This window comes from Saccharopolyspora karakumensis, from assembly GCF_004349225.1.
GTDB classification, from domain to species: Bacteria; Actinomycetota; Actinomycetes; order Mycobacteriales; family Pseudonocardiaceae; genus Saccharopolyspora; species Saccharopolyspora endophytica.
The window spans coordinates 92,855-113,235 of sequence record NZ_SMLA01000016.1; the positions used below are offsets into that span (position 1 = coordinate 92,855).

Sequence of the window (20,381 nt, forward strand, 5' to 3'; positions counted from 1 at the left end):
CAACGCTCCTGTTCAACGGTTCTGGTGGTATTCGGCCGCTGCGTCGCGGAGCCAGTCGGCGAGGTAGCGCGCGAACGAGGCGCGCACGAAGATCCAGTAGTTCGGCGGTTCGGCGTCGCGGCACAGCAGCACCACGCCGGTGCGCGCCAGCAGGGTTTGCGCGCAGCGGTCGGCACCGAAGGCGCGCCGGTGCAGGTCCAGCGCGCAGCCCTTGGCCAGCAGCTCGGGGGCCTTCGGTCCGGCGACTTCGATGATGGTGCGGTGCGCCGAGACGTCCACGACGGCGCCGTGCTCGTCGCCGAGCGCCTCGGCCACCGTCGCCTGGATCCGGTCGGCCTCTCCTTCCGGGCCGACCAGCAGCCATTCGTCCGGTCCGAGCCAGGCGACGAGCAGCCGTTCGGTGCGCGACACCTGCCCGGACTGGTTGGGCAGCATGGTGCCGAGCGCGGTGCCGATGCGTTCCGCGGCAGGGCTCTTCGGGTCGACGCGCAGCGTGACCTGCGCGGTGAAGGACACCTCGGACAGGTGCAGAGATCCGGGGACGGAGGCATCGGTCAGCACGTCGGCGTGCGAGGCCAGCGGGGATTCGCCGTAGGGCTCAGCCATCGCGGCGGGCTCCTTCCTTGTCGTAGAAGACCGGTTCGGTGATCTCCACGGGCACCAGCTGGTCGCCCACGTGGCTGTAGATCGTCTGCCCGATGCGGTCGCGACCGCCGGCGACCAGCGCGAGCGCGAACGGGCGGCCCAGGGCCGCGCTGCGATAGCTGGAGGTGACGTGCCCCAGCATCGGCACCGGCGGTTCGGGCAGCTCACCGGTGGCCACCAGCTGCGATCCCTCCGGGACGACGGGGGAGTCGGCGGGCGTGAGCAGCCCGACGAGGTGCTTGCGGTCGGAGCGGGTGGTGTCTTCCCTGGTGAAGGAGCGCATGCCGAGGAAGTCGTCCTTCTTCTTCGACACCGCCCAGCTCATCCCGAGGTCGTGCGGGGTGACCGTGCCGTCGGTGTCCTGGCCGACGATGGGGAAGCCCTTCTCCGCGCGCAGCACGTGCATCGTCTCGGTGCCGTACGGGGTGATGCCGAACGGGATTCCGGCGTCGTGCAGCACCTCCCACACCTCGCGGCCGTACCAGCGGGGCACGTTGATCTCGAAGGCGAGCTCGCCGGAGAAGCTGATCCGGCACACCCGCGCCTGGCGGCCCGCGACGAGGCCGTCCTGCCAGGCCATGAACGGGAAGGACTCGTTGTCGAGCTCGAGGCCGGAGGACACCGCGGCCAGCACGTCGCGGGAGCGGGGGCCGGCCAAGGCGATGGTGGCCCACTGCTCGGTGACCGAGGTCAGGTGCACGCGCAGGTGCGGCCACTCGGTCTGCAGCCAGTCCTCCAGCCACTCCAGCACTCCGGCGGCACCACCGGAGGTGGTCGAGATGAGGTAGCGGTGCTCGCCGGTGCGCATGACCGTGCCGTCGTCGAAGACCATGCCGTCGGCGGTGCACATCAGCCCGTACCGGATGCGGCCGACCTTCAGGGTGCTCATCTTGTTGGTGTAGACGAGGTCGAGGAACTCGGCGGCGTCCGGTCCCTGCACGTCGATCTTGCCGAGCGTGGAGACGTCCTGCATGCCCACGCCGGTGCGCACCGCGTCGCACTCGCGCAGCACCGCGGCCTGCATGTCCTCACCCGGCAGCGGGTAGTACCAGGGCCGCTTCCACTGGCCGACGTCCTCGAACGGCGCGCCCTGCTCGACGTGCCAGTCGTGCATCGCGGTGACCCGGACCGGGTCGTAGAGGTCGCCCCGGTCGCGGCCGGCCAGGGCGGCGAAGGCCACCGGCGTGTAGGGCGGGCGGAACGTCGTCGCGCCGACCTCGGAGAGCTCGACGCCCAGCAGCTGGGAGATCACCCCGGAGGACAGGATGCCGGAGGTCTTGCCCTGGTCGTGGGCGGTGCCGATGGTGGTGAACCGCTTGATGTGCTCGACCGAGTCCATGCCCGCGCCGACGGCCTTGCGGACGTCGGACACGGTGGCGTCGCGCGCGAGGTCCACGTACTGATCGTCCTCGCACGCGCAGGTGAGCAGCCACGTCGGCTGCGGTGGGACGACCGGCGGGCTCGCCACCGCGGGCACCTCGGCGAAGTCGGCGTCGAACCCGGCTTCGCGCGCCGCGTCGCTGCCCGCCTCGGAACCGGTGCGCAGGCAGTCGAAGGTGCCGAAAATGCCTGCGGCGGCGCCGATCGAGCGCACACCGCGCGCGCTGCGGTCCGGCACGAACGCACCGATCTCCGCCGAGTAGCGCAGGGTTCCGCGCGACTGGCTGTGCAGGTGCACGGCCGGGTTCCAGCCGCCGGAGACCAGCAGCAGGTCGCAGTCCAGCTCGACGGTCGCGTCCTCGCCCCGCCGCTGCACGGTCGCGCCGTTCACGCGGTTGGTGCCCGAGGTGCCGATCAGGGCGGAGCCGTTGCGGATGGGGATGCCGCGCTCCACGCAGCGCGAGGCCCACACCGTCGACACGACCGCCCGGACGTCCACCACCGCGGCGATGGCGACCCCGGCGTCGTGCAGGTCGATCGCGGCGGCGTAGGCGCTGTCGTTGGTGGTGAACACGACCGCGCGCTCACCCGGGAGCACTCCGTAGCGGTGGAGGTACGTGCGGGCGGCTCCGGCCAGCATCGTGCCGGGGCGGTCGTTGCCCGGGAACACCAGCGGGCGCTCGTGCGAACCGGTCGCCAGCACGACCTCGCGAGCCCGGATGTGCCAGGTCCGCTGCCGGACGAAGGAGTCCTCGCCGTGGTGCTCGACGGCCACGAGGTAGTTGTGGTCGTAGTGGCCGAACACGGTCGTGCGCGGCAGCGCGGTCACCTCTGGGGAGGCGTCGAGCTCGGCCACGACCCGCTGGACCCAGGTGTCGGCGGGCCTGCCCGACAGCTGCTCACCGCTGCCCAGCAGCTGGCCGCCGAACTCGGTGCCCGCATCGGCGATGATCACGCGGGCTCCGCTGCGCGCGGCGCTCAGCGCCGCCGCGAGGCCGGCGGGTCCGGCGCCGACCACGAGGACGTCGCAGTGCGCGTGCGTCGTCTCGTAGCGGGCCGGGTCGGGTTCGGTCGCCAGCCGTCCCTGGCCGGGCAGCCCGGTGGCGGCCAGGCCGTCGCGCAGTTCGACGGTGGTCGCGGTGAGCATGGGTTCCGGGAACGGCTCGTCGATCTGCACCAGCGCGTTCGGTTCCTCGGGGCCGGCGGCCATGATCCCGCGCGGGCGCCCGTGCTTGATGCTGGTGGTGACCTGGTGGACCCCGTTGGCCAGCAGCGCCGAGGCGAGGGTGTCGCCTTCGAAGCCCTCGTACTCCCGCCCGTCGAACCGGAATCGCAGAGCGCGATCCCGGTCGATCCGACCGCCTTCGGCCAGCCTGAACTCGTTGCTCACCTCGTCACCGCCCCGTCGTCGTGGAGGATCTCGTTGGTCCTGGTGTCGCGGCGCAGGGTGAACCAGCGCCGGCAGCCCGCCTGGTGGTTCCACCGCTCGGCGAAGGCGCCCTTCGGATTGGCGCGGTAGAACAGGAATCGCGCCCAGTCCACATCGGACACGGCCTGCGGATCGGCGGGGTAGGACACGTCGGCCTGTCCGCCGTAGTGGAACTCGGTCTCGTTGCGCGGCCCGCACCACGGGCAGGGAATCAGCATCATGGGAGCCTCCTTGTGGGATGTGCGGGGTTGAGCTGCTCGGGGGTGCGGGTGGGGGAACCTGAGCGGCTCCGTGGACTCCGTGCGCCGCTCCTTGAGCATTCGAGTACGCGGCGTCCCGGCGTACTCACCGCGAAGCCGCTCAGAACCCCCGGCGGTGCAAGTTGCATGGCGCTCACCTGAAAGAGGAAGTGGCTATGCCACTTTCGGAAGGACTAGTGCGCCACGCCGGCGGCGCCGTGTTCGTCTACCAGCGCGCCTGTGGTGAACCGGTCCAGGCTGAACGGGGCGTTGAGCGGGTGGGGTTCGTCGTGGGCGATGGTGTGGGCGTAGCACCAGCCGACGCCGGGTGTCGCCTTGAAACCTCCTGTGCCCCAACCGCAGTTGATGTACAGGCCCTCGAACGGGGTCAGGCCCATGATCGCCGAGGCGTCCGGGGTCACGTCCACCACGCCCGCCCAGGTGCGCAGCACGTGCGCGCGGGCGAACATCGGGAACAGCTCGACCGCGGCGGTCAGCTCGCGCTCGATGGTGTGGAACGATCCGCGCTGCCCGTAGGAGTTGTAGGCGTCGATGCCGGCGCCGAGGACGAGCTCTCCCTTGTGCGCCTGGCTGACGTAGACGTGCACGGCGTTGGACATGACCACCGTCGGGTGCACGGGTTCGAGCAGTTCGGAGACCAGTGCTTGCAGCGGGTGGCTCTGCAGCGGCAGCGCAAGCCCGAGCTCGTCGGCGAGCACCGAGGTGTGCCCGGCGGCGGCCAGCGCGACCTTGCCGGTGGCGATGTCGCCGCGCGTGGTGCGCACGCCCACGATCTTGTCGCCCACCCGGTCGAATCCGGTGACCTGGCAGTTCTGCACCAGGTCCACGCCCATCCGGTCCAGGGCGCGGGCGAAGCCCCAGGCGACGTGGTCGTGCTTGGCGATGCCCGCGCGGGGCTGCCAGGTCGCGCCCATGACCGGGTAGCGCAGGTCCGGTGAGGTGTTGAGGATCGGGCAGATCTCGGCCACCTGCTGGGGGTCGAGCCACTCGGCGTCGATGCCGTTGAGCCGGTTCGCCCCCACCCGGCGGACGCTGTCGCGGACCTCCTGCAGGGAGTGGGCGAGGTTGAGCACGCCGCGCTGGGAGAACAGCAGCGGGTAGTCCAGCTCCTCCTCCAGCCCTTCCCAGAGCTTCAGCGCGTGCTCGTAGAGCCCGGCGCTTTCGTCCCAGAGGTAGTTGGAGCGGATGATCGTGGTGTTGCGGGCCATGTTCCCGCCTGCGAGCCAACCGCTCTCGAGCACGGCGATGTTGGTGATGCCGTGGTTGACGGCGAGGTAGTAGGCGGTGGCCAGGCCGTGGCCGCCGCCGCCCACGATCACCACGTCGTAGGACGGTTTCGGGTCGGCGGGGCCCCAGAGCCAGTCCGGGTGCTCAGGCAGGTCGGCGCCGGGAGTGCGCGGCATGAGAGCCCTCCGTTCGATGTGCGGTGAGCGGGTGCTCGACAGGGGAGAGGCACTTATGGACAACTGACATATCAGATGGATACCAAAGGTAGCAGCGCGTGCCGTTAGGTCAAGGGCTGAAGTCCGGACGGGTCGAGATCGCGGCGGCCTTCGAGGCGTTGGCGCCGGTGAGGGCGCCCGGACGGGTGGGCGCGCGTGGAGTGGATCGTGCCCGTCGGTGGAATTTCGGCTGCGCGTGTTGACCGCGAAACCGGAGACGCCTATTTTGATGTGCAGTTGATATATCAGTCCTCGTTCAGAGGGCGTCGATCATCTCCGCGCGGCTCCACTCGGTGCCGGAACTGCTTTCCTCGCAACGCATCCCGCCTCGTCGCAGGCGGAGTCTCCCCAGCTTCACACCCGCCCGTTAGGAGACCACCATGAGCACGACCCCTCGCGTCGTCATCATCGGAGCCGGGATCGTCGGCGCGAACCTGGCCGATGAGCTCACGAGCCGCGGGTGGAACCAGGTCACCGTCGTCGACCAGGGCCCGTTGCCGCTCACCGGCGGCTCGACCTCCCACGCGCCCGGCCTCGTCTACCAGACCGGCCCGTCCAAGACGATGACCGAGTTCGCCACCTACACCGTCGAGAAGCTCCAGGGCCTCGACGACGACGGCGACCGCTGCTTCAACCAGGTCGGCGGTCTCGAGATCGCCACCACCCCCGAGCGGTTCGCCGACCTGCACCGCAAGCAGGGCTGGGCCACCTCCTGGGGCGTTCCCGGCGAGGTCATCGGCCCCGAGGAATGCGCGAAGCTGCACCCGCTGCTCGACGCCGAGAAGGTCCTCGGCGGGTTCCACACGCCCACCGACGGGCTCGCCAAGGCCGCTCGCGCGGTCGTCGCGCTCGCCCGGCGCTCGGTGGCGCGGGGAGCCCGGTTCCGGGGCGCGGTGACGGTCACCGGGATCAACCACAGCCACGGCCGGGTGACCGGCGTCGAGACCGACCACGGCGAGATCCCCGCCGACATCGTGGTGTCCTGCGCCGGGTTCTGGGGCCAGGCCATCGGCGAGATGGTCGGCATGACCGTGCCCCTGCTGCCCATGGCCCACCAGTACGCCAAGACCGACCCGCTGCCCGAGCTGGCCGGGCGCAACGACGAGCGCACCGAGGCCAACCTGCCGATCCTGCGCCACCAGGACCGCGACCTGTACTACCGCGAGCACGTCGACCGCCTCGGCATCGGAACCTACGCCCACCGCCCGATTCCGGTGCGGCTGAGCGACCTCCCGCAGGACGAGGAGACCTCGGAGCGGGCGATGCCGTCGATGCTGCCGTTCACCGAGGAGGACTTCGCCGCCTCCTGGGAGCACAGCAAGCGGCTGCTGCCCGCGCTGGAGACCGCGAAGGTCGACACCGGCTTCAACGGCGTCTTCTCCTTCACCCCCGACGGCGGGCCGCTCGTCGGTGAATCCTCCGAGGTCCAGGGGTTCTGGATCGCCGAGGCCGTGTGGGTCACGCACTCCGCCGGTGTCGCGCGCTCCGTGGCGCAGCTGCTGGTCGACGGCCGCAGCGAGGTCGAGCTGCACGGCTGCGACGTGCACCGCTTCGACGAGCTGGAGACCGCGCCCGACTACGTCGAGGAGACCTCCTCGCGCAACTTCGTGGAGATCTACGACGTCAAGCACCCGCTGCAGCCGAAGTTCTCGCCGCGCGAGCTGCGGGTCAGCCCGTTCCACGCGCGCCAGAAGGAGCTCGGCGCGGTGTTCCTCGAAGCCCACGGCTGGGAGCGCCCGCACTGGTTCGAGGCCAACGCCGCGCTGGTCAAGGACCTGCCGATGGAGTGGCAGCCGCCCGCGCGGGACACCTGGTCGGCGATGTTCCACAGCCCCGTCGCGGCCGTGGAGGCGTGGAAGACCCGCACCGCCGTCGCGCTCTACGACATGACCTCGCTCAAGCGACTGGAGGTCAGCGGGCCGGGGGCGCTGGCGTTCCTGGACCGGCTCACCACCAACAAGGTGGACAAGTCGGTCGGTTCGGTGACCTACACGCTGATGCTCGACGAGGCCGGTGGCGTGCGCAGCGACCTCACCGTCGCGCGGCTGGGGGAGCAGCTGTTCCAGGTCGGCGCCAACGGCAACCTCGACCACGAGCACCTGCGGCGCAACCTGCCCGAGGACGGCGGTGTCGTGCTGCGCGACATCACCGGCGGCACCTGCTGCATCGGCGTGTGGGGTCCGCTGGCGCGCGACCTGGTGCAGCCGTTGAGCCGCGACGACCTCTCGCACGAGGGCCTGAAGTTCTTCCGCTGCAAGCAGATCCACATCGCCGGGATCCCGGTGACCGCCATGCGGGTGTCCTACGTCGGCGAGCTGGGCTGGGAGCTCTACACCAGCGCGGAGTACGGCCAGCGGCTGTGGGACGTGCTCTTCGAGGCCGGCCGGGACCTGGGCGTGGTGGCAGCCGGGCGGGCCGCGTTCAACAGCCTCCGGCTGGAGAAGGGCTACCGCGCCTGGGGAGCGGACATGACCACCGAGCACAACCCCTACGAGGCCGGCGTCGGGTTCGCCGTCCGGCCGCAGAAGGGCGAGTTCGTGGGCCGCGACGCCCTCGCCGGCATCGAACCCGACGCGGTGACGCGGCGCCTGTCGTGCCTGACCATCGACGACGGCCGCAGCGTGGTCCTCGGTTCCGAGCCCGTGTTCGTCGACGGCGTGCCCTCGGGGTACGTCACCTCGGCGGCCTTCGCGCACACCCTCGGAGTGCCCATCGCCTACGCCTGGCTCCCGGCCACGGCGGTGGTCGGAACCCGCGTCCGGATCAAGTACTTCGACCGCATGGTCGACGCCACGGTCGCGGCCGAGCCGCTGGTCGACCCCGACATGCACCGAATCCGCCGCTGAAACCCGGGGCCAGGTCGGTCGTGGTCCGTTCCGCCCGCGCAGTTCGGACCAGAACCGCCACCTGCCCTCGCTCCGCCCCCAACCGATCAGGAGCACATGCATGAGCCTGTCCGTCTTCGACTTGTTCAAGGTCGGCATCGGGCCGTCGAGTTCGCACACGGTCGGACCGATGCGTGCGGCGTTCCGGTTCGTCGACCACCTGCGCCGGACCGGAGCGCTGCCCCGCACGACCCGGCTGCGCTGCGAGCTGTTCGGCTCGCTGGGCGCCACCGGGCACGGGCACGGCAGCGTCAAGGCCGTCGTGCTCGGGCTGACCGGGGAGCAACCGCACCTGGTCGACCCGGTGGCAGTCGAACCGCAGGTGCTGGCGGTGCGCGAGGAGCACCGCATCAGCCTCGGCGGCGAGCACAAGATCCCCTTCGACGTGGACGCCGACATCGTGCTGCACCGCGGTGAACGGCTCGACTTCCACAGCAACGGCATGTCCTTCGAGGCCTTCGACGACGGCGGTGATCGGCTCGTGCGCCGCGAGTACTACTCCGTCGGCGGCGGATTCGTGCTCGACGAGGACGAGACCGACCGCCCGGCGCTCGTCGAGGACGCCGAGCCGGTCGCCCACCCGTTCGGCACCGGCGCCGAACTGCTCGCCCGAGCAGCGGAGACGGGTGGGCGCATCAGCGACGTCGTCCTGGCCAACGAGGCGACCTGGCGCCCCGAGAACGAGACCAGAGGGCACCTGCTGCACATCTGGCAGGTGATGCGGGAGTGCGTCGAGCAGGGCGTGCGCACCGGCGGCGTCCTGCCCGGCGGTCTCGAAGTCCGCCGCCGCGCCCAGGACCTGCACGCCCGCCTCGACGACGACGCCGACCCCATGGAGTGGGTGACCCTCTACGCCCTGGCGGTCAACGAGGAGAACGCGGCGGGCGGCCGGGTGGTGACCGCCCCGACCAACGGAGCCGCCGGGATCGTCCCGGCGGTGCTGCACTACGCCCACCGCTTCCTGCCGGGCTTCGACGACGACGCGGCGGTCCGCTTCCTGCTCACCGCCGGAGCGGTCGGCGCGCTGTTCAAGCAGAACGCCTCCATCTCCGGTGCCGAGGTCGGCTGCCAGGGCGAGGTCGGTTCGGCCTGCTCGATGGCCGCGGCCGGACTCGCCGAGCTGCTGGGCGGAACGCCGGAGCAGGTGGAGAACGCCGCCGAGATCGGCATCGAGCACAACCTCGGGCTGACCTGCGACCCGATCGGCGGGCTCGTGCAGATCCCGTGCATCGAGCGCAACGCGGTCGCGGCGATCAAGGCGATCACCGCGGCGCGGATGGCGCTGCGCGGCGACGGCAAGCACCACGTCTCGCTGGACAAGGCCATCAAGACGATGCGCGACACCGGCGCCGACATGAAGGACGAGTACAAGGAGACCGCTCGTGGCGGCCTCGCGCTCAACATCGTGGAATGCTGAGGAGAAGCCCGTGACATTCACCCTCACCCTGAGCTGCCGGAACCGCACCGGCATCGTCCAGGCCGTCAGCTCGTTCCTGTTCCGGCACGGGTGCGACATCGGCGAGTACCGCCAGTTCGACGACGCCGTGCGCGGACGCCTGTTCCTGCGGGTGCAGGCCAGCGGCGACGATGCCGACCTCGACGAGCTCAAGCGCGGATTCGAGCCGGTGGCAACGGAATTCGGCATGGACTACGCGTTCCACTCGGCGCGGCCCGCCCGCGTGCTGGTGATGGTCTCCAAGCTCGGGCACTGCCTCAACGACCTCATCTACCGCTGGCGCGCGGGCGCGCTGAGCGCCGAGATCGTCGCCGTGGTCTCCAACCACGAGGACCTGCGCCCGATGGCCGAGGCCGCCGGCCTGCCGTTCCACCACGTTCCGGTCACCCCGGAGACCAAACCCGAGGCCGAGGCGCGGCTGCTGCGGCTGGTCGACGACCACGACGCGGACCTGGTCGTGCTCGCCCGCTACATGCAGGTGCTGTCCGATCAGACCTGCAAGGCGCTGCACGGCAGGGCGATCAACATCCACCACTCGTTCCTGCCCGGTTTCAAGGGCGCCAAGCCCTACCACCAGGCGTACGACCGCGGCGTCAAGCTCGTCGGCGCCACGGCCCACTACGTGACCCCCGACCTGGACGAGGGGCCGATCATCGAGCAGGAGGTCATCCGCATCGACCACACCCACGATCCGAGAGCCTTGCAGACCGTGGGCCGCGACGCCGAAGCGCTCGCGCTGTCCCGCGCGGTGCGGTGGTACTGCGAGCACCGCGTCCTGCTCAACGGCAACAGCACCGTCGTGTTCCCCTGACCCCACTCCAGCGCTGAGGAGACTGTGCCCATGACCACCGGTGAGCTTCCCACCACCGAGTCCCAGCTGCCCGAGAGCCTGCGCGAGACGCTGCCGGGGCACCACTACACCGAGCCGGGGATCTTCCGCCTCGAACAGGCGACGATCTTCGAGGCCGGCTGGTTCTGCGCGGTGCGCAGTGCGGACCTGGCCAAGCCGGGCCAGTTCGAGACCGTCCAGATCGGCCGGGAGAGCGTGCTGGTCACCCGCAACCGCAGCGGTGCCATCAAGGCGCACCTCAACGTGTGCCGGCATCGAGGCGCGCGGCTGTGCACCGAGGAGTCCGGCGAGGTGCGCCGGTCCTTCCAATGCCCGTACCACGCCTGGACGTACTCCTTCGACGGCGAGCTGATCGCCGCGCCGAACCTCAACGCCATGGACGACGTCGACCGCACCCAGTACGGCCTGCACGAGGTGCACGTGCGGGAGTGGCTCGGGTACGTGTGGCTGTGCCTGGCCGAGGAACCGCCGTCGTTCGACGACACCGTCATCGGTGACGTCACCAACCGCCTCGGCACGCCGGACGCGATCGTCGGTTACCAGGTCGCCGACCTCAAGCTGGGCAGGCGCGTCGAGTACGACGTGAAGGCGAACTGGAAGCAGATCGTCGAGAACTTCATGGAGTGCTACCACTGCGCCACGATCCACCCCGAGCTCACCGAGGTCCTGCCCGAGTTCGCCGACGGTCTGGCCGCGCAGTACTTCGTGGGCCACGGCGCCGAGTTCGGCGAGGACATCGAGGGCTTCACCGTGGACGGTTCGGCCGGACTGGCCAAGCTGCCCGGCGTCAACGAGGACCAGGACCGCCGCTACTACGCCATCACCGTCCGGCCGCAGGTGTTCATCAACCTCGTGCCCGACCACGTCGTCTTCCACCGGATGTTCCCGCTGGCACCGGACCGCACGCTCGTGCGCTGCGACTGGCTGTACCTGCCCGATGTGGTCGACTCGGGTGCCGACATCGACCGGTCGGTGGAGCTGTTCCACCGGGTCAACCAGCAGGACTTCGACGCCTGCGAGCGCTGCCAGCTGGCCATGGACTCCCGCTCCTACGCCTCCGGCGGCGTGCTGGTGCCCAGCGAGCACCACATCGTCGAGTTCCACGACTGGGTCCGCGAGCGGACCGGCTGACCGCGGCTGAGGAGGTGGCCTCGCACCGGACCGGTGCGAGGCCACCTTCGCGCGTTCGTCGTCGAGACGCGGAAGTGCTCGCGCTCTAGCGCGGAAGTTCCAGCGGCACACCGTCTTCCGACAGCGGCGGTGGTGGTAGCTCGGCGCTGGAGGTCAGCGGCGCGGCTCCGTCCAGCGGCTTGCCCGCGTGCTCGCGCAGGAAGTGCGTGGCGACGATCCCGATGATGCCCGCGCCGATCAGGTAGTAGCCCGGCCAGTCCAGGTTGCCGGTCGCGGTGACCGCGGCCTCGATGATCGTCGGTGCGGTGCCGGCGAACAACGACACCGACAGGTTGAAGATGACCGCGAGGCTGCTGTAGCGGATCATCGTGGGGAACAGCGCGGGCAGCGTCGACGGTGAGACCGCCGCGAAGCACATCAGGCACAACCCGATGATGAGCAGCCCGAGCGCCTGACCGCCCGTTCCGGCGCGCAGCAGCCACACGGCGGGCAGCCCGAGCAGGACCAGGGCGACGCTTCCGGTCATCAGCACGGGTTTGCGGCCGATGCGGTCGCTGAGCCTGCCCACGCCGACGATGGCGCACAGCATCACCACCATGACCGCGACCTGCATGCCCGTCGCGACCGCGTTGCTGGTGCCGCCCTCGCCGTGGCGGGGGAGCGTGCTGGTCAGGTAGGTCGGGACGTAGTTGGTGAGCACGTAGTTGGTGACGTTCCACGCCACGACGATCCCGGCGGCCACCAGCGCGGGAGTCCGGTAGTGGCGCAGCACGATCTGCACCGCGCGTCGCGTCGTCATCGTGGCCAGCACCGGCGATCGCTCCATGAGCTGCCGGAACGCCGGGGTGTCCTCCAGGCGGATGCGCAGGTAGAGCCCGATGAGCCCGAGCGGTAGGGCGAGCATGAACGGCACGCGCCAGCCCCACGCCAGCAGCGCGTCCGGCGGCAGCAGCGCGACCACCGCGCCGCAGGTGCCCGCGCCGAGGGCGTAGCCGGTCAGCGTGCTGAACTCCAGCCAGCTGCCGAAGAACCCGCGGCGCCGGTCCGGCGCGTACTCGGCGATCAGCGTCAGCGCCCCGGTGTACTCGCCTCCCGCGGAGAAGCCCTGCAGCATCCGCACGAGCAGCACGAGGACGGGCGCCAGCAGGCCGGCGGCGCCGTAGTCGGGGAGGAGCCCGAGCAGCACCGTGGCCGCCGCCATCATGAGCACCGTGGCGGACAGGACCTTGGTGCGCCCGAAGCGGTCGCCGAGGCGCCCGAAGACGAAACCGCCCAGCGGGCGCATCACGAACGCGGCGGCGAACGCGCCGAGCGTGTACACCGCCGCCCACGGGCCGAAGTCGGCGAAGAAGACCTGGTCGAGCACCCCGGCGGCCAGGTAGGAGTAGATCCCGAAGTCGTACCACTCGGCGACGTTGCCGACCGAGGCGGCCGCGACCGCGCGGTGGACCGTGCGTTCCTCTTGCACGACAGGCGGTCTCAGACCTCGCCGAGGCCGTCTGGGGCGGTCGGTCATGGGGTCCCCCGGGTGCGACGCGGTGCGCTGGGCGCCGCGAACGGAGTGCGGCGTCGCGGTTGTGACCGCGACCTACTACTGATATATCTGTTGGCGAGAAGGTATCCCCTCGGCATCGCCGAAGCAACACCTCAACCCCCTCATCGCCCGTCCACGAGGCCGTGACGCAGCAGAGCGCGACCTCGCGATGGGGTGCGCCCGGGGGTTGGAACCCCTTGATAAATCCCTGTTTCGGGCGAAAATCTCCCATTGACGAGCGGGCTGCGGACCCCCATCCTGTTGTTGCGCATAGCACGCGGTGTTCCGCTATCTGCAACAGGAGGCGTAATGATCTTGGTTGGTGAGCTGCTCGACCTGCCGCCGGGGGAGTCGGTCCGCGTGCACGGCGAGGTGGCGATCGCGGTGTTCAACGTCGACGGTGAGCTCTACGCGATCGACGACACCTGCTCGCATCAGGACGCCTCGCTGTCCGACGGGTGGTTGGAGGGATGCGCGGTCGAATGCCCGCTGCACGCAGCGTGTTTCGACCTCCGCACGGGAATGCCCAGCGGCCCGCCGGCCAAGAAGCCGGTCCGCACGCACGCCGTCACGGTCGAGGACGGGATGGTCTACGTGCACGAGTCGACTCGCGTCGGCAGCACCGTCGCGGAGGAGGTCGGTTGATGCGCCGCATCACGGTCGTCGGCGCGTCCCTGGCCGGGCTCTCGGCGGTCCGCGCGCTGCGCGAGCAGGGTTTCGAAGGCGAGATCGCGGTGATCGGCGACGAGCCGCACCGCCCCTACGACCGGCCGCCGCTGTCCAAGGAGTTCCTGGCGGGGGCGATCGACGAGGACGACATCCGGCTCACCGACTCCGACGACGACGAGCTCGACGTGGACTGGCGCCTCGGGCAGCCCGCGAGCGCGCTCGACGCGGCCGGTCGCGCGGTCGTGCTCGCCGACGGAACCCGCATCGGCACCGACGGCGTCGTGCTGGCCACCGGCGCGCGGGCGCGGCAGCTGCCCGGCGAGCCGCTCCAGGGCGTGCACACCCTGCGGACCCTGGACGACGCGCGAGGCCTGCGCGCGGAGCTGGTCGCCGGAGCGCGGCTGGTGGTCGTCGGCGCCGGGTTCATCGGCGCCGAGGTCGCTTCGACGGCGGTCGCGCTCGGGTGCGAGGTCGACGTCGTCGACAACGGGCCGGTTCCGCTGCGCCGAGCGCTGGGCGCCGACATGGGCGAGGTGTGCGCCCGGCTGCACGCCCGCAACGGCGTCCGGGTGCACCCGCTGTCCGGCATCGCCGAGATGCTGGGGGAGTCCCGCGTGACCGGGGTGCGGTTGTCCGACGGGCGGGAGCTGCCCGCGGACGTCGTCGTGGTCGGCATCGGGGCCGAACCGAACACCGAATGGCTCGCCGGTTCCGGGCTCGACCTCGACCACGGGGTCAGCACGGACGCGCGCGGCCGGACCAGGGTGCCGGAGGTCGTGGCGGCGGGCGACTGCGCGCACTCCTACCGCGACTACACCGCGCGTCCCATGCGGCTGGAGCACTGGACCAACGCGCTGCAACAACCGGCGGCCGCCGTGGCGGCGCTGCTCGGCCGGGAGCACTCGGCTCCCGCGCACCACGCGGTTCCCTACTTCTGGTCCGACCAGTACGGGCACAAGATCCAGTTCGCCGGCCACCGCACCGAGGACTGCACCGTTCAGATCGAGGAGGGCGACCCCGAATCCGGCGATTTCCTCGCGCTCTACGTCGACGCGGCGGAACAACCCGTAGGCGTGCTCGCGGTCGATCGCGCCCGGCCCTTCGGCCAATGGCGCCGCAAGCTCGCACAGCGCCTCCAGGCCGGTTGAGCGATGAGGTGTTAGCCGCTGTTTCAGGTGTGGGACTCAGCACGCACCGCCGCGGGTTCTGAGCGGTTTCGTGGCGAGTACGCCGCGACGCCGTGCATGGGACGTGCACAAGTCGTGGCGCACGGAGTCCACGAAGCCGCTCAGGTTCCGCCACCTGCACCGCTCAGCGAAGCAGTCGCTCACCAGCTCTTACACCAGGGAGCGCATCGCCTTGTCGAAGTTGAGGACGTGCTCCCTGGCCAGCTGTTCGGCCTTGTCGGGCTTGCGGGATCCGATGGCTCGCAGCAGCGCCGAGTGCTCCATGACGTGGCTGTCGAAGTCCTGCATGCGGTCCAGGAAGACGCAGAAGATCCGCGTCGCGAGGTTGTCGTAGCGGATCAGGGTGTCCTCGAGGTGCGGGTTGCCGGCCGCGTGGTAGATCGTGCGGTGCACGTGCAGGTCCCAGCGCATGACCTCGTCGCGCGCCATCGAGCGGAAGTCCATGCCGTCGAGCTGGTCGACGAGCCCGCCGATCTCCTCCAGGTCGGCATCCCCGGCGATCTCGGCGGCTCGCCGGGCGGCCAGTGGTTCCAGGTGCACGCGCAGGTCGGAGATGTAGGCCAGATCGGTGATGTCCACGGCCGTGGCGAAGGTCCCCCGGCGCGGGTAGGACACGACCAGCCGGTCGATCTCCAGCCGCTTGAGCGCCTCGCGCACAGGGGTGCGGCCGATCTCCAGCGAGCGCGCCAGCGCCGCGTCGTCGATGGCCGTCATCGGCGGGATGTCCAGCATGATCAGCCGGTCTCTGATCGCCAGGTACGCCTTCTCCGCCATGGACAGGTTGCCCGGGTGCTCCTCGCTCGCAGCAGTCATCATCGCCCCGACTTCATCAGAACAGACTTCTGACACATCGAATTCTGGTACATCAGTAGTATAGCAGAAAGCATTCCCGCATCATTCGAAGCTTTTGGAGTTCGCGGTGAAATCATTCTGAATTGTGATTTCCACGGCATCGGACTTGCGATTCACGGGAATCGATCCGGATTCGCCCGGATGTCGGTGCCGCGTCACGGTGCGGGGATCGACAGCCAGGTGAGGGCTTCGTCCGCCGCCGCGGCGGCGCGCTCGTGGGAGCCGGCCTCGCTCCAGGCGACCAGGGCGGCGAAGGTGGCCGCCTGGTATCCGCTGGCCACAGCGGTGGCGGCGGCCGGGGTGATGCCGGGGACGCGGTGGTCGATGAAGCGGGCGAGCTCGTCGATCCAGGGCTGGTAGGCGGTCGGGGCGGTACCTGCGATCTCGGGTTCGGCGCACACGACCCGGATCCAGGCGGGGCCTGCGGGCATCATCGGATCGTCCGAGATGGACGCGACGATCGCGCGGCGGACGGCGTCGCCGACGGGGGAGCCCTCGGGGGTGTCGTCGAGCGCGTCGCGCAGCCGGCGGGTGGCGGCGGGCACGCCGATCCAGGCGATGTCGGACTTGCGCGCGAAGTGGCGGACGAGGGTGCGGACGCTGACGCCGGTGGCCTCGGCGATGTCCTTCCAGCCCACGTCGTCGTAGCCGCGCTCGGCCCAGAGCCGGAAGGCCTCGGTGGCGATGGCGGCGCGGTCGAGCACGGTCGGGCGGCCGCGCTGCGGTGCGGAGGCGTCGCTGTTGCTCACCTCGCCGACGATAGTCGACCGAGCTCTCCGCGCTGGTCAGCCGCTTGTCCTGAATTTTTGGCGGGGTGCGCCAAAATCCTGGTAGGGTGCCGATCGCAACGCTGGACTTCCGACGAGGTGAGGACGAAGCGATGCGCGAAGAGGTCATCCCCGACGTGCTCGCCCCGGCGATGCTGGGGCCGTTGCGGCTGCGCAACCGGGTGCTCAAAGCCGCGACCTACGAGAAGAGGGCGCGTCGCGGACTGGTCACCGACGAGCTGATCGACTTCCACGTGCGGCACGCGGCCGGAGGGGTCGGGATGACCACGGTCGCCTACTGCGCGGTCGCACCGGAGGGGCGCACCGACGGGCACCAGATCGTCTGGCGCGACGAGGCAGCCCCGGGCCTGCGGCGGTTGACCGAGGCCGTGCACGCCGAGGGCGCCGCGATCTCCGCGCAGGTCGGCCACTCCGGGCCGGTCGCCGACTCCACCAAGACGAAGCTGCCCGCGCTCGGGCCGAGCAGGTCGCTGAGCCTGCAATCGCTGCGCCCGGTCAAGGCCGCGACGCTGGCCGACATCGACCGGGTCGTCCAAGCGCACGGCGACGCCGCGAAAATGGCCGTGGCAACCGGTTTCGACGCCGTCGAGATCCACTTGGGACACAACTACCTGGCCAGCTCGTTCCTCAGCCCCAAGCTCAACAAGCGCACCGATGCCTACGGCGGCGGTCTCGCGAACCGGGCCCGGTTCGCGCTGCGGATCATGCGCGCCGTCCGCGAAGCCGTCGGCGACCGGATCGCGATCCTGGCCAAGCTGAACATGGACGACGGTGTGCCCGGCGGGTTCTGGCTGGACGAGGCGATCGCGGTGGCGCAGTGGCTGGAGGCCGAGGGCACCGTCGACGCGCTGGAGATGACCGCGGGCAGCTCGCTGCTCAACCCGATGTACCTGTTCAAGGGCGACGCCCCGGTTCGCGAGTTCGCCTCGGTGATGCGCGAACCCATCCGCACCGGTGTGAAGCTGGTCGGCAGCAGGTTCCTCCGCGAGTACCCCTACCGGGACGGCTACCTGCTGGACGACGCCCGCCAGATCCGCACGGCGGTCGGCTTGCCGATGGTGCTGCTCGGGGGCGTCACCAACCGGCAGATCATGGACACCGCCATGCGGGAGGGCTTCCAGTTCGTGGCGATGGGCCGTGCCCTCCTCCGCGAGCCCGACCTGATCAACCGCATCGCCGCGGACCCCGGCACCCGGTCTCTGTGCAACCACAACAACCGCTGCATGGTCACCATCTTCACCGGCTCCCGCTGCGTCCTGACCCCGGAGGACCCACCCCGCCCCTGATTTCAGCGGAACTCGGGAACCGGAACTCAGTGGAAATCGGGAACCCGAGTTCCACTGAAATCAGGGACCACACCTGCGGAGCGGTCAGCGGCCTCGGTAGGTGCCGGGGCGCTTGTCGAGCACGGCGTTCATGGCTTCGGCGTGGTCGGCGGTGTGGTGGGAGAGGGCCTGCATGGTGGCCGAGAGCTCCAGCACGTGGCGCAGGTCGTTGGTCCGGGACTCCTTGAGCAGCCGCTTGGCCATCCGGGTGGCGTGCGGCGGGTTCTTGGCGATCCGGGCTGCCAGCGCGCGAGCCTCGTCGAGCAGCTGCTCCGGTTCGACGACGTGCGCCACCATGCCCCATTCGAGCGCCTTCGCGGCCGTGACGCGGTCGCCGGTGAGCGCCATCTCCGCCGCGCGCTGCGGGCCGATGGCCTGGGTGAGGAACCAGGCTCCGCCGTCGCCGGGGATGATGCCCAGCTGCACGAACGACTCGGCGAACCAAGCGTTGGTGGAGGCCACCCGCAGGTCGCACATCATGGCCAGGTCGCATCCGGCCCCGACCGCGGGCCCGTTGACGGCGGCCACCATCGGGACCTCGCACTCGGACAGGGCCAGCGGGATCCGCTGGATGCCGTCGCGGTAGCCGTTGCGCATCTCCCACGGGCTGCCGCTGAACATGCCGGCCTTCTCCCGCATGTCGTTGACGTTGCCGCCCGCCGAGAACGCCTTGCCCGCTCCGGTGAGCACCACGCACCGCGCGTCGAGGTCCTGCTGCACCCGCCGCGCGTTGTCCTCGAACGCCTCGATCAGGTCCGCACCGGAGATCGGATTGCGCTGATCGGGCAGGTTGATCGTCCAGGTCTCCACGTGATCGGCGCGCTCGACCAGCAGCACATCGGACATGAGAAGCGTTCCTCCAAAGCAGCGGGCCTGACTCGGCGACACCCTACGTGCACGTGCGCCACCAGGTCATCGGCAAGGCCCGTTGACCTGGGACGTGCGTGCCGGTTACGTGGTGAGCGCAACCGGTCCGGATCCAGTGCAGGAGTGGTCGATGCCGTCGTTGATGCCGCCGCCCGTTCGCGAGGACCAGCAGCTGGACGCGGTGCGCCGGGAGGTGCGGGGTTTCCTCGCCGAGCAGGTCGCCGCGGGCGCGTTCGAACCGGCCGTGGACAGCTGGTTGAGCGGGTGGGACGTGGGTTTCACACGCTCGCTCGCCGAGCGGGGATGGCTGGGCATGACCGTGCCCACCGAGTACGGCGGCCACGGCAGGACGTTCCTGGAGCGGTTCGTGGTCACCGAGGAGCTGCTGGCCGCCGGGGCGCCGGTCGCCGCGCACTGGATCTCCGACCGGCAGGTCGCGCCGAACCTGCTGCGCTTCGGCAGCGAGCGGCTCAAGCGGGAGTACCTGCCGCGCATCGTGACCGGCGAGGTGTTCTTCGCGATCGGCATGAGCGAGCCGGATTCGGGCTCCGACCTGGCCGGCGTGCGCACGCGGGCGGAACGGGTCGACGGCGGCTGGCGGGTGCGCGGCACCAAGCTGTGGACCTCCGGGGCCCACGTCGCGGACGCCTTCATCGCCCTCGTCCGCACCTCGCCACCAGGGGAGGAGCGCCACGACGGGCTGAGCCAGTTGCTGGTGCGGCTGGACTCCCCGGGCGTGGAGATCCGGCCGGTCATCTCGGCGAACGGATCGCACCACTTCAACGAGGTCCACCTCGACGAGGTGGTGGTGCCCGACGATCACGTCGTGGGGGAGATCGGTGCGGGCTGGCACCAGGTCACCTCGGAGCTGGCGTTCGAGCGCTCCGGGCCGGAGCGGTTCCTGTCCACCTACCAGCTGGCGAAAGCCCTGGTCGGGAGTCTGGAACCGGCCGAAGCGGGCAGGATCACCGGCAGGCTGGCCGGACTGCACCAGATGTCGCTGTCCATCGCCGCCGCGCTCCAGCGCGGAGAACGGGCGGACGTTCCGGCAGCGCTGGTGAAGGTCCTCGGAACCGTACTCGAAGGTGACATCGCCGAGCTGGCCGACCTCGCGACCCCGTCCGGCGAGACCGGCGACGTCGCCGCCCTCACCCGCCGGGCCGTGCAGCAGCGGCCCGGGTTCACGCTGCGCGGTGGGACGAACGAGATCCTGCGAGGCGTCATCGCACGCGGATTGGGAATGCGCTGATGACCACCGTCGACCCAGAGCTGCGCGACGTGCTGCGCGAGGTCCTCGCCGGCGATCTCCACGACCGGCTCGACCAGACCACCAGCGGCGTCGCCTTCGACGCGGATCTGTGGGAACGCTTGAGCCGACTCGGTTTCACCGCCCTGACCGCCCCGGAACAGCAGGGCGGATCAGGAGCGGGCTGGCCCGAAGCCGCCGCCCTCCTGAGCGAAAGCGCAGCGGCAGCACGACATCTCCCGTTCGCCGAGAGCGACCTGCTGGCCCACTGGCTCCTCCGCGCAGCCGGAATCCCCGCGGACGACCCGACGACTCCGCTCACGCTCGCGATCGTCGAACCCGACGGAACAGCCCGCGTGGTCCCCTGGCTGGACCAAGTACCCGCGGTCCTCCTCTTCCGCCGCCCCAACGGCACCCACGCCGTATCCGAAACCC

The 20,381-nt window shown here is 70.4% G+C and carries 17 protein-coding genes; 9 read left to right on the forward strand and 8 right to left on the reverse strand.

Features of this window, described 5'->3' with window-relative positions; all coding sequences use genetic code 11:
* Positions 1-12: 12 nt before the first annotated feature.
* The 4 genes from E1202_RS13685 to E1202_RS13700 form a co-directional block, all read right to left on the reverse strand.
* Positions 13-606, reverse strand: a complete 594-nt coding sequence (locus E1202_RS13685; RefSeq protein WP_132683426.1) for a sarcosine oxidase subunit gamma — start codon at positions 604-606, stop codon at positions 13-15.
* The gene (locus E1202_RS13690) at positions 599-3,415 is read right to left on the reverse strand and encodes a sarcosine oxidase subunit alpha family protein (RefSeq protein ID WP_132683427.1); all 2,817 of its coding nucleotides are present in this window, start codon (positions 3,413-3,415) and stop codon (positions 599-601) included. The genes E1202_RS13685 and E1202_RS13690 overlap by 8 nt, the downstream gene beginning before the upstream one ends.
* A complete protein-coding gene (locus tag E1202_RS13695; protein ID WP_132683428.1) occupies positions 3,412-3,675 on the reverse strand; it encodes a sarcosine oxidase subunit delta in 264 nt (87 codons plus the stop codon). The genes E1202_RS13690 and E1202_RS13695 overlap by 4 nt, the downstream gene beginning before the upstream one ends.
* 212 nt (positions 3,676-3,887) lie before the next feature.
* Positions 3,888-5,117, reverse strand: a complete 1,230-nt coding sequence (locus tag E1202_RS13700) for a sarcosine oxidase subunit beta family protein (protein WP_132683429.1) — start codon at positions 5,115-5,117, stop codon at positions 3,888-3,890.
* Between the two features lie 419 nt (positions 5,118-5,536).
* Between E1202_RS13700 and E1202_RS13705 the strand changes: the two genes are divergently transcribed.
* The 4 genes from E1202_RS13705 (at position 5,537) to E1202_RS13720 (ending at position 11,478) form a co-directional block, all read left to right on the forward strand.
* The gene (locus E1202_RS13705; protein WP_132683430.1) at positions 5,537-8,002 is read left to right on the forward strand and encodes a GcvT family protein; all 2,466 of its coding nucleotides are present in this window, start codon (positions 5,537-5,539) and stop codon (positions 8,000-8,002) included.
* Between the two features lie 100 nt (positions 8,003-8,102).
* Complete coding sequence (locus tag E1202_RS13710) at positions 8,103-9,458, forward strand: L-serine ammonia-lyase (RefSeq protein ID WP_132683431.1); 1,356 nt, start codon at positions 8,103-8,105, stop codon at positions 9,456-9,458.
* Positions 9,459-9,468: 10 nt separating this feature from the next.
* Positions 9,469-10,308, forward strand: coding sequence for a formyltetrahydrofolate deformylase (purU, locus tag E1202_RS13715; RefSeq protein WP_132683432.1), 840 nt, complete (start codon positions 9,469-9,471; stop codon positions 10,306-10,308).
* A gap of 30 nt (positions 10,309-10,338) precedes the next feature.
* Positions 10,339-11,478: an aromatic ring-hydroxylating oxygenase subunit alpha gene (locus E1202_RS13720; RefSeq protein WP_132683433.1), complete on the forward strand. Its 1,140-nt coding sequence runs from the start codon at positions 10,339-10,341 to the stop codon at positions 11,476-11,478.
* Positions 11,479-11,563: 85 nt separating this feature from the next.
* On the opposite strand, the gene E1202_RS13725 is transcribed toward E1202_RS13720, so the two are convergent.
* A complete protein-coding gene (locus tag E1202_RS13725) occupies positions 11,564-12,946 on the reverse strand; it encodes an MFS transporter (RefSeq protein ID WP_456238806.1) in 1,383 nt (460 codons plus the stop codon).
* 375 nt (positions 12,947-13,321) lie between these two features.
* Here E1202_RS13725 and E1202_RS13730 point away from each other — a divergent pair, with 375 nt between their 5' ends.
* Together E1202_RS13730 and E1202_RS13735 are read left to right on the forward strand one after the other, a co-directional pair.
* On the forward strand, positions 13,322-13,657 hold the full coding sequence (locus E1202_RS13730) for a bifunctional 3-phenylpropionate/cinnamic acid dioxygenase ferredoxin subunit (RefSeq protein ID WP_132683435.1): 336 nt from the start codon (positions 13,322-13,324) through the stop codon (positions 13,655-13,657).
* Positions 13,657-14,829, forward strand: a complete 1,173-nt coding sequence (locus E1202_RS13735) for an NAD(P)/FAD-dependent oxidoreductase (protein ID WP_132683436.1) — start codon at positions 13,657-13,659, stop codon at positions 14,827-14,829. The genes E1202_RS13730 and E1202_RS13735 overlap by 1 nt, the downstream gene beginning before the upstream one ends.
* Positions 14,830-15,018: 189 nt before the next feature.
* Here E1202_RS13735 and E1202_RS13740 read toward each other — a convergent pair whose 3' ends face one another.
* A complete protein-coding gene (locus tag E1202_RS13740; protein WP_132683450.1) occupies positions 15,019-15,681 on the reverse strand; it encodes a GntR family transcriptional regulator in 663 nt (220 codons plus the stop codon).
* A 194-nt stretch (positions 15,682-15,875) separates the two neighbouring features.
* On the reverse strand, positions 15,876-16,469 hold the full coding sequence (locus tag E1202_RS13745; RefSeq protein ID WP_132683437.1) for a TetR/AcrR family transcriptional regulator: 594 nt from the start codon (positions 16,467-16,469) through the stop codon (positions 15,876-15,878).
* A 131-nt stretch (positions 16,470-16,600) separates the two neighbouring features.
* On the opposite strand from E1202_RS13745, the gene E1202_RS13750 reads away from it, so the two are divergent.
* Positions 16,601-17,794: an NADH:flavin oxidoreductase gene (locus E1202_RS13750; RefSeq protein ID WP_132683451.1), complete on the forward strand. Its 1,194-nt coding sequence runs from the start codon at positions 16,601-16,603 to the stop codon at positions 17,792-17,794.
* Positions 17,795-17,878: 84 nt separating this feature from the next.
* Here the strand turns inward: E1202_RS13750 and E1202_RS13755 are convergent, their stop codons facing one another.
* Positions 17,879-18,679, reverse strand: coding sequence for a crotonase/enoyl-CoA hydratase family protein (locus E1202_RS13755; protein WP_132683438.1), 801 nt, complete (start codon positions 18,677-18,679; stop codon positions 17,879-17,881).
* A gap of 151 nt (positions 18,680-18,830) precedes the next feature.
* Here E1202_RS13755 and E1202_RS13760 point away from each other — a divergent pair, with 151 nt between their 5' ends.
* Complete coding sequence (locus E1202_RS13760) at positions 18,831-19,949, forward strand: acyl-CoA dehydrogenase family protein (RefSeq protein ID WP_207918621.1); 1,119 nt, start codon at positions 18,831-18,833, stop codon at positions 19,947-19,949.
* Positions 19,949-20,381 (forward strand): acyl-CoA dehydrogenase family protein (locus tag E1202_RS13765; RefSeq protein WP_165943853.1); only part of this gene is annotated, 433 nt, incomplete at its 3' end. The genes E1202_RS13760 and E1202_RS13765, both read left to right, overlap by 1 nt.

Bases quoted from the DNA above. Each gene is read 5' to 3' on its own strand.
- E1202_RS13710 (WP_132683431.1), top strand. From the start codon at position 8,103: ATGAGCCTGTCCGTCTTCGACTTGTTCAAGGTCGGCATCGGGCCGTCG.
- E1202_RS13735 (WP_132683436.1), top strand. From the start codon at position 13,657: ATGCGCCGCATCACGGTCGTCGGCGCGTCCCTGGCCGGGCTCTCGGCG.
- E1202_RS13685 (WP_132683426.1), bottom strand. From the start codon at position 606: ATGGCTGAGCCCTACGGCGAATCCCCGCTGGCCTCGCACGCCGACGTG.
- E1202_RS13705 (WP_132683430.1), top strand. From the start codon at position 5,537: ATGAGCACGACCCCTCGCGTCGTCATCATCGGAGCCGGGATCGTCGGC.
- E1202_RS13755 (WP_132683438.1), bottom strand. From the start codon at position 18,679: ATGTCCGATGTGCTGCTGGTCGAGCGCGCCGATCACGTGGAGACCTGG.
- E1202_RS13695 (WP_132683428.1), bottom strand. From the start codon at position 3,675: ATGATGCTGATTCCCTGCCCGTGGTGCGGGCCGCGCAACGAGACCGAG.
- E1202_RS13760 (WP_207918621.1), top strand. From the start codon at position 18,831: ATGCCGTCGTTGATGCCGCCGCCCGTTCGCGAGGACCAGCAGCTGGAC.
- E1202_RS13730 (WP_132683435.1), top strand. From the start codon at position 13,322: ATGATCTTGGTTGGTGAGCTGCTCGACCTGCCGCCGGGGGAGTCGGTC.
- E1202_RS13700 (WP_132683429.1), bottom strand. From the start codon at position 5,117: ATGCCGCGCACTCCCGGCGCCGACCTGCCTGAGCACCCGGACTGGCTC.
- E1202_RS13750 (WP_132683451.1), top strand. From the start codon at position 16,601: ATGCGCGAAGAGGTCATCCCCGACGTGCTCGCCCCGGCGATGCTGGGG.
- E1202_RS13720 (WP_132683433.1), top strand. From the start codon at position 10,339: ATGACCACCGGTGAGCTTCCCACCACCGAGTCCCAGCTGCCCGAGAGC.
- E1202_RS13740 (WP_132683450.1), bottom strand. From the start codon at position 15,681: ATGACTGCTGCGAGCGAGGAGCACCCGGGCAACCTGTCCATGGCGGAG.